This window comes from Chryseobacterium lactis (assembly GCF_003815875.1).
Lineage (GTDB): Bacteria > Bacteroidota > Bacteroidia > Flavobacteriales > Weeksellaceae > Chryseobacterium > Chryseobacterium lactis.
Genome location: NZ_CP033924.1, coordinates 1971911 through 1988614, shown reverse-complemented (window position 1 = coordinate 1988614; position 16704 = coordinate 1971911). Strand labels below are relative to the sequence as shown.

The following is a 16704-nucleotide window of genomic DNA, read 5'->3' as shown; positions in this document are numbered from 1 at the left end:
AAAATAGTTAAAGGTTTATCTTTGTTTTAATGGTTCCCAAAAGCAAATATCTCATTCCTACGTTCGCTGCTTTATTCCTACTCTTGCTGGGAATACAGGTTTATTTTATGTATAAAACCTATCAGGTTAAAGAGAGGGATATTTACCGGTCTGTTACCGATGGGCTTACTAACTATATCGATAAGGCAGACCGTGGTCATCGAACACTGGAAAAGAAGGACGATTCTCTTCAGAAAATCATCGTCAGATATTATAATAAAGAAATCAGTAAAAAAGATTTCATCCAAAGTTTTATAGAAAACAGAGCGGCAGTAAGGAACAGACTAAGCAATTATGTAGACAGCCGCCTACAGAAAGATGGGTACAAGATTTCGACAAGAATCCAGTATACTTCCATTATCCACCTCCCGGACAGCATCAAACTGATTGACCGGCCGTTTACTATTTTTGAAACAAAAGATAAGGTCAAAAATCCTAAAATAGCAAACACTAGCAGCTGGGAAACCTCATCATCCAGAAAAAGGGATACAGATCAAAAAGTAATTGAGAGGATGGATACATTTTTTGTTAAAAGTCAAATTGAATTTGAAATCACCAATATTAAAAGTATTGTTTTTAAAGAGCTTGCCCTATTAATTATCTGCTGTATTTTCCTTCTTTCATGTGTTCTCATGTTGTATATTTCCACCATTAACAATCTGATCAAACAACAAAGGCAGGTAGAAGTTCTTCATACAGTGGTAGATAATATTTCCCATGAGTTCAAAACTCCGGTTGCCACCTTAAAAATAGCTTCCAAAACATTAAAAAAGGAATGGAACCCGGATACACTACCCCTTATCGACCGGCAAATCTCAAGGCTCGAAAGCCTGATACTTCAACTTCATCAAGATCAGGTTTCTGATGAAATTACTGCAATAACACCGGAAGACTGGAGTTTCTTCGTGCAGGATCTAGCATTTACCTATCCTCAAACTGATTTCAGATTTGAAAATAAAGTCTCAAATCAACTTCCATTTGACAAAAATTCAATGGAAACTATCATTAAAAATCTGTCTGAAAACAGTGTAAAATATGGTGCCTCCAGGGTCAGCATAACTATTGCTCATTCTTTACAAAATCTGGAAATTGAAGTATCCGATAACGGTCAGGGCATGGAAAATAAAGAATTAAAGAATATTTTTGAAAAATTCTACAGGATACAGGGGAACAATATTCATAACACAAAAGGTGTTGGCCTCGGATTATATATAGTCAATAAAATCATTACAAAGTATCATGGTAAAATAAATGTTTCCAGCCAACCGGGTAAAGGAAGTACCTTTTCTTTGTCAATTCCTTATGAAATGCCTCTTTAAAAATCGCAACCAATGAAAACTAAAATCCTATTAGCAGAAGACGACCCGGATTTCGGAATGATCCTGAAACAGTACCTTGAACTGGAAGACTTTGAGGTCAGCTGGTTTCAAAATCCTGAGGATATTTCACAACTACTTCTTACTGACTTCCCTTTTCAAATGGGGATTCTGGATGTGATGATGCCGAATATTGACGGATTTTCACTGGCTAAAATGATATTAAAAGAGAAAAGTAATTTTCCATTACTATTTTTAACGGCCAAAAACCAGAAAATTGATAGGTTAACCGGTTTGAAAATTGGAGCGGATGATTATATTGCCAAACCCTGCGACCCCGAAGAACTGGTTTTAAGAATCAAAAACATCTTAAAAAGAACAGTACCGGCTGCTACAGAATCCATCATAAAAATCGGACAATATTCTTTAGATAAAAAAAAGCTTCTGCTTACGCATCCGTTGGGCAATGTACGTCTGACTATAAAAGAACAGGAACTTATCATATACTTTCTTCAACATAATCATTCCGCTATCACAAGAGACAACATTCTGGATAATCTCTGGGAAACCAATGATTATTTTACCGGCAGAAGCCTGGATGTCTTTATCAGCAGGCTTCGTAAGTATTTCAGCAATGACCCGGAAATCAAAATCCAATCCCTCAGAGGAATTGGATTTGAAATAGATTTTCCAACGCAGTAATCTTTTAAAAAGACAAATTGGTAATGACCGGAAAGTGATCCGACGGATACAAAAGACTTTCTCTTCTGTCATTGATATGCCTGTGTGATTTTATTTTGAAACCGTTTGTAAAGATATAATCAATCCTTTCTTTGGGTATTTCATTAACGTTAAATCCTGTAAATGTTCCTACCGGTCCGTAATGTTTCGTTTCCGAATGATAGAAAGTATCCTTCATATTTTGGGATAGAATTTTGATGGGCTCTGTATCATCTGTCAGATTAAAATCTCCACTTAATGTTACAGGTAAATTCTTAGGATTAAGTTCTTTTATTTTTTTCAAAATCAACTCCGAAGATTTAACTCTTGCGACATTTCCCACATGATCAAAATGAAGGTTCATGGCCAGAAATTCTTTTTTTGATTTTTTATCTTTAAATATGGCATAGGTACAAATTCTGTTTAAGGCTGCATCCCATCCTTTTGAGGGTTTTTCCGGAGTTTCAGATAACCAGAACGTTCCTGACTTTACAACATCCAGCCTGTTGGTATCATAAAAAATAGCTGAAAATTCTCCTTTTTCTTTACCATCATCTCTTCCAACACCAACATAATTATAATTCTTCAATCCGCTTTTGATATCCTTCATCTGCTCGGGAAGAGCTTCCTGAACCCCAAAATAATCAGGATGATAATAGGTTAATAAATCTGCAACATCCTGTTTTCTCTGTGGCCAGGCATTCTCTTTATCCGATTCAACATTAAGACGGATATTAAAACTCATTACGGTAAGATCCTGTGAAAATCCCAATGCATAAAGCATGAGGAATATAATTGAAAATCTGAAACTCATAGTTTATTTTATCTGTAAAAGACAAAAATAAGACTTCTCTGTGACAGAGAAGTCTTAAGAATATGATAATAATGTTAATTTATCTATAGTAAATGATTACTCCTTATTGAACTTGAATTCTCTTTCGCCTTCGGTAAGGGTAATGGTCTTCTTATCTTTACTAAAGACGATTGTCAGGTTGGCATTTTCAAAAACAAACGTATTATTTCCCGTATATTCTAAAGGAAAATCCTGCTGTCCTCCTGCTTTTCCATATAGCACACCGCTTTTCTCAGCAAAGATTACTTTAAGCTTAGACTCCTTATTTCCGTAGGTTCCTGCAAAATCTTTCACATTGATTTTATCCAGCGGTTTTGCATCAGAAGAAGCCCATCTGTTATTTTTCATATTAATGTCCGGAACCATAGAATCCGGATCAAGCTTCACTTCATCGATTTCCTTGTTTGAATCTACTTTAAATGTCCATTCAGTATTTCTCTTCCAAACCTCAATAGGTATTTTCACCGTATTGGTTGTTCCATCCTTAAATTTCAGCTGAACAGTAGTAGGCATAGGCAATTGCCCCAAATTTTCAACCGTAATCTGAGCACCGTTTTTAAAGTCTCCGTTCACATATTTTACATTCTTAACAGACTGGTCGATTTTCCATTTATTGATAAACCATCCTCTCCAGAACCAATTCAGCTCCTCACCGGCAACATTCTCCATTGTATGAAAGAAATCCCATGGTGTAGGATGCTTAAAAGCCCAACGGTCAATATAAATCCTGAATGCCTTATCAAATTTTTCAGGACCAAGAATTGTTTCTCTTAAAATAGATAATCCTGCACCGGGTTTATAATAGGCCAAAGCTCCGATACTTCTTTCTTTCATATTATCTGGACCTACCATTATCGGCTCCAGATTATCCGTCATCAGATAACTTCCTGTCTGGGCCATGTTTTGTTTTTTATAATATTCTCCTTTATTAAAAGCTTCGGTTGAAAGCCCATTGATAAATGTATTAAAACCTTCATCCATCCAAGCAAATAATCGCTCGTTGGATCCAACAATCATAGGAAACCAGTTATGCCCGAATTCATGATCAGTTACTCCCCAAAGCTCTTCCCCTTTTGAGTCCATATGACAAAAAACGATTCCCGGATATTCCATCCCGCCTTCATTTCCTGCAACATTTGTAGCTGCCGGATACGTATATCCATACCATTTATTTGAATAATGTTCGATAGCGGCTTTTGTATATTCCGTAGACCTTCCCCACGCTTTACCACCGGAGCTTTCCACAGGATATGCAGAAATAGCCAATGACTTTTTACCATTCGGAAGATTGATTCTCGCAGCATCTAAAATAAATCCTGAAGAAGATGCCCATGCAAAATCTCTGGCTTGAGTTATTTTAAACTTCCAGGTTTTTGTTCCTGAAGATTTGTTTTTACCGATTTCAGATTCAGGACGGATCATGACTGTTTTATCACTGTTTCGCGCCTGATTCCATCGGTTGATTTCATCTTTATTGTAGACTTCTTTTTCATTCAGCAGCTCTCCGGATCCCACCACGTAATGATTGGCAGGTACAGTAATATTAGCAGTAATATCACCATATTCCAAATAGAATTCAGAAGCACCCACATAAGGAAGTGTGTTCCATCCCATTACATCATCATACACACACATTCTTGGATACCACTGAGCCATCGTAAAGATTTTACCATTCTTTGTATCCTGCACCCCCATTCGGTCTGATCCGTATTCAGGAGAAACAAAGGAATAATCGATGGTTATTTTTGCTACCCCACCTCTTCCTTTAAGCTCTTTTGGCAAATCGATCTGCATTCTTGTATCTGTGATGGTATACTTCACCTCTTTACCATCCAATTTTACAGACTTTATGGTATAGCCACCTTCAAAAGTTTCACCATGGGCGCCATTTCTGCTCCCTGATAAAGGAACGACGGCATTACCACGGGAATTTTTTGCAAACAAATTCTGATCAAGCTGTAACCAAAGAAAGCTGAGTCGATCCGGGCTGTTGTTGGTATATTTAATTTCAGCGGTACCTGCGATCTCTTTTTTATCTTCATTCAGGCTGACATTCAACTGATAGTCTGCTGAATTCTGCCAATAAGCATGCCCCGGTTGTCCGCTTGCAGAACGGGTTTCCGTACCTGTCTGTGGATAAAAGAACGGCTTGAAAGCTTCTACATAATCATACTTTGGAGTTTCCTGTGCATGTACAGATCCTGATAAAAGGAAAAATGCAACGGCCGAAACAAGAGCTGGAAGTTTACAATTCATTTGAAAAAGTTTATACATAGGTAAAAAAAACTCCCGGAATTGTTACAAATCCCGGGAGCTTTTTTTATATAAATTTTATTAATTTGATTTTTTTGCTTTAATCATTGCTTCCAAAGCATCCCACATTTCCTGCGGAATTGCCTCCAGCATGTTAAATTCGCCGGCACCCTGAAGCCATTCACCTCCATCGATGGTTACCACTTCCCCATTCATATATGCTGAATAGTCTGAAACCAGATATGCTGCAAGGTTTGCCAGCTCCTGATGTTCTCCTACTCTTCTCAACGGAACTTTCTTTTTCATATCAAATTTCTCCTGAAGATCTCCTGGAAGAAGTCTGTCCCACGCTCCTTTTGTAGGGAACGGTCCCGGAGCAATTGCATTAAAACGGATTCCGTATTTTGCCCACTCTACAGCCAGTGATCTTGTCATAGCAAGCACTCCTGCTTTTGCACAAGCAGATGGTACCACATATGCTGATCCCGTCCAGGCATAGGTGGTAACAATATTCAGCACTGTTCCCGGAGTTTTGGAATCTATCCAGTGTTTTCCAATAGAAAGGGTGCAGTTCTTGGTTCCCTTTAAAACAATATCCAAAATGGAATCAAATGCAGAGTGCGTCAATTTTTCGGTTGGAGAAATAAAATTTCCCGCAGCATTATTTAAAAGGATATCTATTTTTCCAAATTCTTTTAAGGTTGCTTCTTTCATCGCTTCCACCTCATCCCAGTTTCGGACATCACATGCTACACAAAGCACTTTGCCACCTGTTTCTTCTTCCAATTCTTTGGCAGTAGTCTGTAATTTCTCCAGATTTCTTGACGTAATCACTACATGAGCTCCCAATTCAAGAAAATATTTTGTCATCGCTTTTCCAAGGCCGCTTCCGCCTCCGGTTACAATCGCTACTTTATCTTTCAGTGCGCCTTCACGCAGCATGGGTTGTGTATATAGATTCATAAAATATTTTTTCTTAAAAATAATAAATATTGAACGGATCTGGGTTAAAATAACAGTATAAATAATGCCATAAATAATATTCTCTATTTTTTAATTAATTTTATCCTTTAATAATCTAATCTGCTCATGAAAAATCCGGGAAATTCTATTTTTCTGTTACTGTTATTTTTAAGCTTATCGCTGAAAGCTCAAAAGTTTGAAAAATTATACCAATATGTAAATCCGTTGATCGGAACTGAAAAAATGGGGCATACGTATCCCGGTGCCACTGTTCCTTTCGGAGCAGTACAACTAAGTCCTGAAACAGATACTATTTCCTATGAACTGAATGGAAAATACAATGGTGAGGTGTACAAATACTGTGCGGGATACCGCTATGAAGATAAAACAATCGTAGGTTTCAGCTCTACTCACTTTAGCGGAACCGGACATTCGGATCTTGGAGATTTCCTGATCATGCCAACGGTTGGAAAGCTTCAACTGAATCCGGGAACGGCATCTCATCCTGAAAACGGCTACAGAAGTACATTTTCTCATCAGAACGAAAAAGCAGAAGTAGGATATTACCAGGTAAAGTTGAATGACCACAATATTCTGGCAGAGTTGACGGCAACCCCAAGAGTTGGAGTTCACCGTTATACATTTCCTAAATCTGACCAATCACATGTCATTCTGGATCTGATGGCCGGAATTTATAATTATGACGGGAAAAATGTCTGGACTTATGTACGCGTTGAAAATGGCAATACCATTACAGGCTATCGCCAGACTAACGGCTGGGCTAGAACAAGAACGGTTTACTTTGCCATGAAGTTCTCAAAGCCATTTAAATCTTATGGTCAGAAGAATTATGATGGGACACAAGTGTATAAAGGATTCTGGAGAAAATTCGATCAGACGCAAAATTTCCCGGAAATTGCCGGTAAGAACCTGAAGATGTATTTTGATTTTGATACTCAGGAAAATGAAGCTATCGAAATTAAACTTGCTATATCACCGGTGAGCCAGTCTAATGCATTGGAGAATCTTGAAAAGGAAACAGGAAATTTATCCTTTAACCAAATTAAAGCAAAAGCTCAGGAAGACTGGAATAAAGAATTAAACAAAATTGTCATCAAAGGTTCTGATACTGAAAAAACTAACTTTTACACTGCCATGTATCACACTTTTATTAATCCTACGGTTTACATGGATGTCAATGGAGAATATAAAGGGCTGGATCAGAATGTTCATAAAGCAGAAAATTTCACCAATTATACAACGTTCTCGTTGTGGGATACCTACCGCGCACTTCATCCGTTTTTTAATATTATTCAACCCAAACGGAATGGCGATATGGTAAAGTCGATGATGGCACATTATCATCAGTTTTCTATGAAAATGTTACCGATCTGGTCTCATTATGCCAACGATAACTGGTGCATGAGTGGTTACCATAGTGTAAGTGTGGTGGCAGATGCTATTATCAAAGGAAATTATGATGGTGACCCTAAAGAAGCCCTGAAAGCCTGTGTAGAAACAGCCAGTAAAAGAAATTATGAAGGCATCGGACAATATATTGACCTGGGTTATATTCCTGCTGAAAAAAGTGGAACTTCAGTTTCAAATACGCTTGAATACGCTTATGACGACTGGGCAATAGCTCAATTGGCAAAACATCTGGGAGAAACGGAAATCTATAATCAATTCATTAAGCGTTCTGAAAACTGGAAAAACAATTTTGACAAGACGATCGGGTTTATGCGTCCACGCTTAGCGGATGGAAGTTTCAAAAAAGATTTTGATGTATTAAGTACCCACGGACAAGGCTTTATTGAAGGGAATTCCTGGAACTACAGTTTTTTTGTGCCACAGAATCCGGATGAATTAATAAAAATGATGGGTGGAAAGAAAAAATTTGCTTCAAAACTGGACGAGTTGTTCAGTATGCATTTACCTGACGAGTTCTTTGCCGATACCGAAGATATTACGAGAGAAGGAATTATCGGTGGATATGTTCACGGAAATGAACCGGCTCATCACGTAGCTTATTTTTACAATTGGGCGGGACAACCCTGGAAAACACAATCACAAGTTCGTCACATCTTGGAAATGCAGTATAAGGCTACCCCTGATGGATTAGGAGGAAATGATGATACCGGACAAATGAGTGCGTGGTATATTTTGAGTTCTCTTGGCTTTTACCCTGTTGCTCCAGGTTCGGAGGATTATTCAATTGGAAGCCCGGCTATTGACCATGCCGTTTTGAATCTGGAAAATGGAAAGACTTTTGAAATTGAGGCGATCAACCAAAGTCCAACAAATGTATATGTTCAAAAGGTTCTTCTGAATGGGAAGGAAATTAAAAACTTCATTCTGAAACATTCTGAGATTATGAATGGTGGGAAGCTGACATTTTATATGGGAAGTAAGGCGAAAAAGTAAATAATATATTCTTGCAGATTGAGCGGATCTGGCAGATGATCGAATATAAAAATCTGCTTAATCTCGTAAATCTGCGAGAAAAAAAATAAATTTCGGCTAAAGCCAATGGAATGTTTATAATAAGAAAGCGGGCTAAAGCCTAGTGGTGGTCGGAAGATTTTTTCTTCCGATTTTCATTTTTGGTTACTTAAGTTTTATCTTTGATAAGTATACTTATTAATATGTCCATTTTCAACGAACACAAAATTTCAGTTTCCCAGTTGTTAAGCTTTATTCCTGAAGCCCTTTTATCCCATCTTTCAGCCAATACTAAAGTAGATCATTATTCTAAAGTTCTTCAAGGCAGAAAGATGTTTTATCTTCTATTATTTGCCATTACCAGCAGTGAAAAATTAAGCCAGCGAACACTGGAAGACACATTTAAAGATCCTGTATTTAAGGCTTTATTCAATATTGATGAAACTGAAACTGTCAGACGCAGTTCTATTTCTGAGAGGCTTTCGAAAATCGATTCAGGATACTTTAAAGAAATCTACGATTGTATTTATAATATGTTCTGTGATTCCTATAACCCGGCAGAAAGAGAAAAATATGATTTAATAAGAACAGATAGCACTGTTATTGGTGAAGCCGCTGGAAAATTAAAAGAAGGCATTGCTCAAAACGGAGGTAAGAAATTTATTAAGTACAGTGTCTTATTTGATGGACTACTTCCTTGCGGAGTTGAAATTTACAATACTCCCAAATACTGTGCAGAAGATAATGCTCTTTCTGAAGCTGTATTGCAACATGTGAAAAGAGAAAAAGAACATGCCAATATTTATATTATAGATAAAGGATTGGGTTCTGCCCAAAGAATGAAAGAATTTGATGATAAAGGGGTGTTTTTTGTTATAAGATCTAAAGAAAATAGAAAACATGAAGAAATAAAGTCTTTTATTGAAAAAGATCAGAATATCGACTTAGGAGAAATTGTACTGATAAAAGACAGTTTAGTAAAGCTATATTCGTCAAAACCTGTCCCAACTCAAAAAGGGAAAACTTATAATAAAGAGGAACAAATTGAAACACATTTCAGATTGGTTGTAGTAAGCAGCAAACAGCAACCTGAAAAAGAATTTTGGTTTCTGACCAATGACTTTCAAATCTCTGCAAAAGATATTGCGAATTATTATCGAAAAAGATGGGATATTGAAGTTTTTTTTAGATTTCTAAAACAGGAACTTCATGCAAGTCATCTTCTTTCACTCAATAAAAATGGTATAGAAGTAATGATTTACATGACTCTTATTACAGCTATGCTTATACTGATCTATAAAAAAGCAAATAATATAGGATATAAAACAGCCAAAAGAAGATTTGCTATGGAGATAAGAAACCTTGCCATATCCATATTAATAATAGGGGCAGGTGGAAATCCTGATAAAGTCTTTAAAACTTAAAATAAAATGGTCGGACATTCTTCCGACCACCACTAGGCTTTAGCCCGCTCCTATTGAATTATATCACATTCTGTAATGTTGTTTTATTACTCTCTTGCCTCAAAAAGCAATCTCTCCCCAAATTTCTCTTCAGTAATTTTTCCATTATCATAGACCAAATGTCCATTGACAAAGGTATGGGTCACTTTAGAATGGAAGTTCATTCCTTCCAATGGGCTCCATCCGCATTTGTATAATAAATTGTCTTTGGCAACTGTCCAGTCTGCATTCAAATCAACCAACACAAGATCTGCTTTATATCCTTCTTTAACAAAACCTCTCTTCTCTACTCTGAAAAGAATCGCAGGGTTGTGACACATTTTCTCAACGATTTTTTCCAGGGAAATTTTACCGTTTTTATAGTTTTCCAACATGACAACTAAAGAATGCTGTACCAAAGGTGCTCCGGATGGACACTTTGTGTATACATTATTTTTCTCTTCCGCCGTATGAGGTGCATGATCCGTAGCAATTACGTCAATTCTATCATCCAGCAATGCTTCCCAAAGACCGTCTTTATCCTTTTGAGTCTTTACTGCAGGGTTCCACTTGATTAAGCCACCTCTTGTTTCATAATCTTCATTTGTAAATGTTAAGTGATGAACACATACTTCAGCAGTGATCTTTTTATCTTTTAAAGGGATATCATTTCTGAAAAGTGCTGTTTCCTTAGCCGTTGAAAGGTGGAAAACATGCAGTCTTGCCCCTGTTTTTTGTGCCAGTTCAATAGCCTTGGATGACGATTTATAACATGCCTCTTCACTTCTGATCAGGTGATGAAATTTCACAGGAATATCTTCACCATATTGATCAATATATTTTTGAGTATTAGCTCTGATGGTCGCTTCATCCTCACAATGAACAGCGATAAGCATTTTGGTATTGCTGAAAATATTCTCTAACGTTTCAGGATTATCTACCAGCATATTTCCTGTAGAGGAGCCTAAAAACAATTTAATTCCAGGAACATTTCTCGGATTTGTTTTCAATACTTCTTCAAGATTATCATTGGTACCACCCATCATGAAACCGTAATTGGCGTAAGCTTTTTTTGTGGCAATTTCATATTTATCAGCCAGCAATTCCTGTGTTACCGCATTAGGTACTGTATTGGGTTGATCAATAAAACTTGTAATTCCTCCGGCTATGGCAGCTCTTGATTCGGTTTCAATATCACCTTTATGAGTCAATCCGGGTTCACGAAAATGCACCTGATCATCAATCACTCCCGGAAGAAGGTATTTTCCTGTACCATCAATAACCTGATCTGCATCTTCAGAAATACCGGCAGCTATAGTAGAGATTACATCATTTTCTATTAAAATATCACTTTCAAAGACTTTTCCTTCATTGACGATATTTACATTCTTGATTAAGGTCTTCATTTTTACTTTTTAGAAATTAGATTTGATAGATAAGAAGTTATATTTTAAAATTCTTACTTCTTGCATTTTAAGTACAACAGCAAAATTAAGATTTTATGTTTTAATTCACTCCAAAATCTCAAAACGAATACTTAAAGTTTTACATTTGTAAAAAATTTCGACTTTGTATAAGAAACTATTAGGCCAGACAATCATCTACGGAGTGGGAGCTATCGCGCCAAGAATTATTTTATTTATCCTTAATCCACTTTTGATCTATAAAATTCCTAATGAGGGGTTTGCGATCTTCACACAGCTTTATGCATGGATTTCTTTTGTAAATATTATGCTTTCTTTTGGCTTTGAAACAGCCTTTTTTCGATTTTCTGCAGAAGAAGGTAATGAAAAAAGGACCTTCAATACTTCGTTCTGGTTTTTATTTTCAACCTCTACTATTTTCCTGGCATTATGCTATTTATTCAATCAGTCTATTGCTGATTATGCGGGATACCATGATAACCCCGAGTATATCCGATGGTTTGCCCTGATTGCCTTTTTCGATAATTTATTAGTCATTCCTTTTGCATGGTTGCGTTTTCACAATAAGCCTATAAAATATTCAGCAGTAAGAGTTTTTCAGGCAATATTTCAGGCAGTTTTTACAGCAGCATTATTCTTTTGGATTCCTGAAAATGTATCCAGAAGTTTTGGATTAGATCAAAATGTAGACTTCCCCTTCTTCAGTAACCTTGCAGGAAGTGCCCTCGGTGTTTTATTATTATTTCCTATTATCCTAAAGGTAAGATTTCAGTTTGTGACGCCCTTGTTTAAGCGTATGATCAAGTATTCATTCCCGCTTATGCTGGCTGGCCTGGCTTTTATGGTGAATGAAAATTTTGATAAATCAATCCAAAGAAATCTTATTTCAGATGAAGAAGCCGGTGCTTACGGAGGCTGTTATAAATTGGCTGTATTGATGACATTATTTGTCACAGCATACCGAATGGGTATTGAGCCCTTCTTTTTTAAACAAATGGATAAGAGTGATGCTAAGAAAACCTATGCGAACGTAGCAGAATACTTTGCTTTCTTCGCATGTGCCGTGGCATTAGGAATTATCGCCAATATTTCGTGGTTGAAAAGCGTTTTCATTCCCAACAAATCCTATTGGATTGCCATAGATATCATCCCGATTATTGTTGTGGCCAATCTTTGCTTCGGAATTTATTATAACTTTTCCACCTGGTATAAAGTTACAGACAGAACCGGTGTGGGAACTGCAATATCATGGATCGGAGCAGGTATCAATATTGCCCTGAATTATCTTGCGTTGAGTTATTATCACAGTATGATCGGTTCTGCATGGGCTACTTTCGGAGCGTATCTTGTTATGATGATTGTTTCTTACGTATTAGGTCAAAAATACTACCCTATTCCTTACAGAATGAAGAAAATGTCTTTCTTTTTGATATTACTGGGAGTCTTTAGTTTTATTATTGTGAGGTATCTCAACTATAACATTATAACAAGCAACATATTATTTCTACTCTTTCTTGGAGTTTTAATTTACTCTGAAAAAAACTTAATCTTATCGAGAATCAAAAAGAATTAATTTTTGGTCTCTCTTTTGATAATTATACATCTTTGCATAATAAACAAAGACATTAAACATGATAATGCTTATGTCTCAAAAACGTTTTAATTGCTATATTTAGCAAAAAATAAACTACAGTTAAACAAAAAACATCTTTATATCATTTATGAAAATTATTGTTCCGATGGCTGGACGTGGTTCCAGATTACGCCCGCACACTCTGACAGTTCCAAAACCTCTTATTCCTATCGCCGGTAAACCTATTGTACAGCGACTGGTTGAAGATATTGCTAAAGTCGCAGGAGAAAATATTGAAGAAGTAGCATTTATCATTGGGGATTTTGGTCCGGAGATCGAAAAATCACTGATTCAGATTGCTGAAAAGCTTGGAGCAAAAGGAAGTATATATTATCAAACTGATCCTCTTGGAACGGCACATGCCATCAAATGCGCAGAACAGTCTATGCAGGGAGATATCGTAATTGCTTTTGCAGATACTCTTTTCCGTGCAGATTTCCAGCTGGATAAAAATTCGGATGGGGTAATTTGGGTAAAAAGTGTAGAAGATCCTTCCGCTTTTGGAGTTGTAAAACTAGACAACTATGGTTTTATCACTGACTTTGTTGAAAAACCAAAATCCTTCGTTTCAGATCTTGCAATCATTGGAATCTACTATTTCAACAGTGCTGAAAAACTGATGGAAGAAATCAACTATATCATGGACAATGATATTAAAAACGGTGGAGAATATCAGCTGACAACCGCTTTAGAAAACCTTAGAGCAAAAGGGGCAAAATTTACTTTAGGAAAGGTAAATGACTGGATGGACTGCGGAAACAAAAATGCCACTGTAGAAACCAACAGTAAAATCCTTGAATATGAAAGAGAAGAAATGGCACAATATCCAGCTTCCGCTGTCATTGAAAACTCATTGATTATTCAACCTTGCTTTATTGGTGAAAACGTAACAATTTCCAACTCAAAAGTAGGCCCTGGAGTTTCATTAGGTAATAATACAAAAATTGTAAATTCGAATATTGAAAACTCTCTGATTCAGGAAAATACAAGAATCAATCACGGAAATCTTTCTAATTCAATGATTGGTAACTCTGCACAGTATTTTGGAGTAGCAAGAGAAATTTCTCTGGGAGACTATTCTGTTTTAGATTTTTTGTCTAAATAGATAGAAGCAGAATTTATTTAACTTAAACAAGATATCATCAAACCACACAAAACTTTTTGTGTGGTTTGGCGTTAATATTGCAACGTACTTTTAAATTGAAAAGATAAATACATGAAAAATTGGATACCACTCCTTTTATTACTTCTTGTCTTATCATCCTGTAAGACCCGTAATGCTATACAAAACAATACAGCAACACGAGACAGTATCAAAACATCCGAAGAAAACAAAAACCCGAAGGATGCCAATGAACCGGTGAGAGACAAACTTACTTTCTTCGAACATGTATTGATTCCGCCAAAATTCGAACAAATTAAGATCGACAGCAAAGTACGGGTAGAAACAGGCAACTACATTCCACCTCTTGATGCTACCATCTATATTGAAAATGATAAAAAAGTATGGATGAATCTCAGAGCCTTATTTATTAATGTAGCCCGAGGACTAGCTACTCCGGAAGGAATAAAAGGACAGGATAAAGTAAATAAAGTTTATATAGATTCAGATTTCGATTATCTTAATAATCTACTGAATGTTAATTTCATTGACTATAAATCATTGGAAAAAATTCTGTTGGGCAGAACTTTTGTGAAAATTAGTGATTCACAATTTACGCTGACACAGAATGCCCAAGGGTATAAAATGGTTTCTAATGACAATCAGAAAATCACAACGGATGACAAATCCAGAGCGTACAAAATTGCCTTACAATATGATACCAATTACGATTTATTAAGTGTCAATTTAAAAGACGTTTTATCATCAGATGAGCTGGAAATCTCTTACAGCGACTGGGATGAATTCAATGGAATCCGTCTTCCTAAAAATGTTAAAATAATTATAAAAGGCTCAAAATCTAGTCAAATTTTACTGGAAAACACGAAATTTGACTTTTCGAGGATGGAAACAGCTTATTCTGTACCATCCAGTTATAAGAAAATTGAGATTAAATGATTAAAAAATTTAGCTTTTTAATAGGTATTCTTCTGTTCGGGTTGCACCAGGGTCAGCAGAAAAAAGAACAGTTGCAAAAACAGAATGCCGAACTTAAAAAACAAATTGCAGAAATAAATACAGATTTAGCTAAAACAAGAAGCGAATCTAAACTTTCCATAGCCTACCTTACCAGCGTAAATCAAAAGTTAGTATTAAGAGAAAAGGTGTACAATAATACTCAAAAAGAAAAGAGATTTATTGAAGATGACATCTATCTGCGCCAGCTTGAGATCAATCGCCAGAATAAGGAATTGGCTGTCCTCAGGAAAAACTATGCTGAAGTTCTGGTAAATGCTTACAAAAACAAAGGGGTACAGAACAAAGTAACCTTCATCCTTTCTTCCAAAAATATGGGTGAAGCGATACGAAGAGTTCAGTATCTAAAGCAATATTCAGATTACCAGGATAAAAAAGCTGCTGAAATTACCGATGCGGCAAACCAAATCAAAAAAACCATTTCGCAAAGACAAAACTCTATAAAAGAGAAAGATAACCTGTTGGTAACCCAGCAAAAGGATCTTGCGACAATCAATACCGAGAGAGCCCAAAAAGAACAGCTTGTGGCTGATTTCAAAAAGAACGAATCAAAACTTACGGCTGAACTGAAACAAAAGCAGACTCAATCTAAAGTGCTTGAGGGCCAGATCAGAGCCATTATTGCTGAAGAAATCAGAATTGCAAAAGCTGAAGAAGAGGCAAGAAGAAAAGCTGAAGCAGAAAAAATACGTTTAGCTAAAATTGCTGCTGAAAGAGAAAAAGCAAGAATCGAAGCAGAAGCCAAAGCAAGGGCAGAAGCCCTGGAAAGAGAAAGAAAACTCGCTGAAGCTGAAGCAAAAAGAGCCGCAGACTTAGCAGCAAAAAGAGCTGAAGAGGAAAAAAGACGTAATGAAGAAGCCGCAAGAGCTGAATCCAATGCAAAAGATGAGGCCAGAAAAATTGCCGCTAAAAAAGCATCAGACGAAGCAGCGGTAAAAGCTAGAGAAGCTGCAGATAAATTAACCGCAGCAAGAGCCGCAGAGGCAGCACTTACAAAAAGAAAAGAAGAAGATAAGAAAGCAGCAGAATCCAAAGCTATGACCAGCTATGGAGTTTCTACAGCTTCAGGAAATAACTTTGCAGATAACAGAGGAAGACTGGGGTATCCGGCAGACAGAGCGGGACAGATAACCCACCGCTTCGGAAGACAGCCTCACCCTGTGTTTAAGAATATTACTGAAGAAAATAACGGAATTAAAATTTCAGTTCCTTCAGGTACCCGTGCAAAATGTGTCTTCCCCGGTTCTGTATCTTCCGTCCTTGCAAACAATGACGGAACAAAGACTGTTATCATCAAACATGGAGGCTATTTCACTATTTATTCCAACCTGGGAAGTGTAAGTGTTTCCAAAGGACAGCAGGTTTCTTCCGGAACTCCGGTGGGTACTGTTGCTCAGGATTTCGATGGTGCTTATACGCTTGATTTCCAAGTATGGAACGGAAGTACACCAGTTGATCCATTAGGTTGGATTTCATATTAAA

At 36.7% G+C, this 16704-nt stretch carries 12 protein-coding genes; 8 read left to right on the top strand and 4 right to left on the bottom strand.

Annotated elements, in window-relative coordinates:
* Positions 1-29: 29 nt before the first annotated feature.
* Positions 30-1358, top strand: coding sequence for a sensor histidine kinase (locus EG342_RS08595; RefSeq protein ID WP_103294299.1), 1329 nt, complete (start codon positions 30-32; stop codon positions 1356-1358).
* A gap of 12 nt (positions 1359-1370) precedes the next feature.
* The gene (locus EG342_RS08590) at positions 1371-2057 is read left to right on the top strand and encodes a response regulator transcription factor (protein WP_103294300.1); all 687 of its coding nucleotides are present in this window, start codon (positions 1371-1373) and stop codon (positions 2055-2057) included.
* A 4-nt stretch (positions 2058-2061) separates the two neighbouring features.
* Here EG342_RS08590 and EG342_RS08585 read toward each other — a convergent pair whose 3' ends face one another.
* The 3 genes from EG342_RS08585 to EG342_RS08575 all read right to left on the bottom strand — a co-directional run bounded on the left by EG342_RS08585 (position 2062) and on the right by EG342_RS08575 (position 6144).
* Complete coding sequence (locus EG342_RS08585; RefSeq protein ID WP_103294301.1) at positions 2062-2889, bottom strand: endonuclease/exonuclease/phosphatase family protein; 828 nt, start codon at positions 2887-2889, stop codon at positions 2062-2064.
* A 96-nt stretch (positions 2890-2985) separates the two neighbouring features.
* On the bottom strand, positions 2986-5184 hold the full coding sequence (locus tag EG342_RS08580) for a M1 family metallopeptidase (protein ID WP_103294310.1): 2199 nt from the start codon (positions 5182-5184) through the stop codon (positions 2986-2988).
* Positions 5185-5262: 78 nt separating this feature from the next.
* On the bottom strand, positions 5263-6144 hold the full coding sequence (locus EG342_RS08575; protein ID WP_103294302.1) for an SDR family oxidoreductase: 882 nt from the start codon (positions 6142-6144) through the stop codon (positions 5263-5265).
* Positions 6145-6270: 126 nt separating this feature from the next.
* Here EG342_RS08575 and EG342_RS08570 point away from each other — a divergent pair, with 126 nt between their 5' ends.
* Together EG342_RS08570 and EG342_RS08565 are read left to right on the top strand one after the other, a co-directional pair.
* Complete coding sequence (locus tag EG342_RS08570; protein ID WP_103294303.1) at positions 6271-8568, top strand: GH92 family glycosyl hydrolase; 2298 nt, start codon at positions 6271-6273, stop codon at positions 8566-8568.
* A gap of 221 nt (positions 8569-8789) precedes the next feature.
* Positions 8790-10010, top strand: coding sequence for an IS4 family transposase (locus EG342_RS08565; protein ID WP_123868057.1), 1221 nt, complete (start codon positions 8790-8792; stop codon positions 10008-10010).
* Between the two features lie 86 nt (positions 10011-10096).
* On the opposite strand, the gene EG342_RS08560 is transcribed toward EG342_RS08565, so the two are convergent.
* Positions 10097-11434 carry a dihydroorotase gene (locus EG342_RS08560; RefSeq protein ID WP_103294351.1) on the bottom strand — a complete coding sequence of 446 codons (1338 nt, stop codon included), beginning with the start codon at positions 11432-11434 and terminating at the stop codon, positions 10097-10099.
* 163 nt (positions 11435-11597) lie between these two features.
* On the opposite strand from EG342_RS08560, the gene EG342_RS08555 reads away from it, so the two are divergent.
* The 4 genes from EG342_RS08555 (at position 11598) to EG342_RS08540 (ending at position 16703) form a co-directional block, all read left to right on the top strand.
* Entirely contained in the window at positions 11598-13025 is a 1428-nt protein-coding gene (locus EG342_RS08555) for an oligosaccharide flippase family protein (protein ID WP_103294350.1), read from the top strand.
* Between the two features lie 148 nt (positions 13026-13173).
* Entirely contained in the window at positions 13174-14190 is a 1017-nt protein-coding gene (locus EG342_RS08550) for a sugar phosphate nucleotidyltransferase (protein WP_103294349.1), read from the top strand.
* A 111-nt stretch (positions 14191-14301) separates the two neighbouring features.
* Positions 14302-15144 (top strand): DUF4292 domain-containing protein, encoded by an 843-nt coding sequence (locus EG342_RS08545; RefSeq protein ID WP_103294348.1) that lies wholly within the window; start codon positions 14302-14304, stop codon positions 15142-15144.
* Positions 15141-16703: a murein hydrolase activator EnvC family protein gene (locus EG342_RS08540; RefSeq protein ID WP_103294347.1), complete on the top strand. Its 1563-nt coding sequence runs from the start codon at positions 15141-15143 to the stop codon at positions 16701-16703. Before EG342_RS08545 ends, EG342_RS08540 begins: the two co-directional genes overlap by 4 nt.
* Position 16704: the final 1 nt, after the last annotated feature.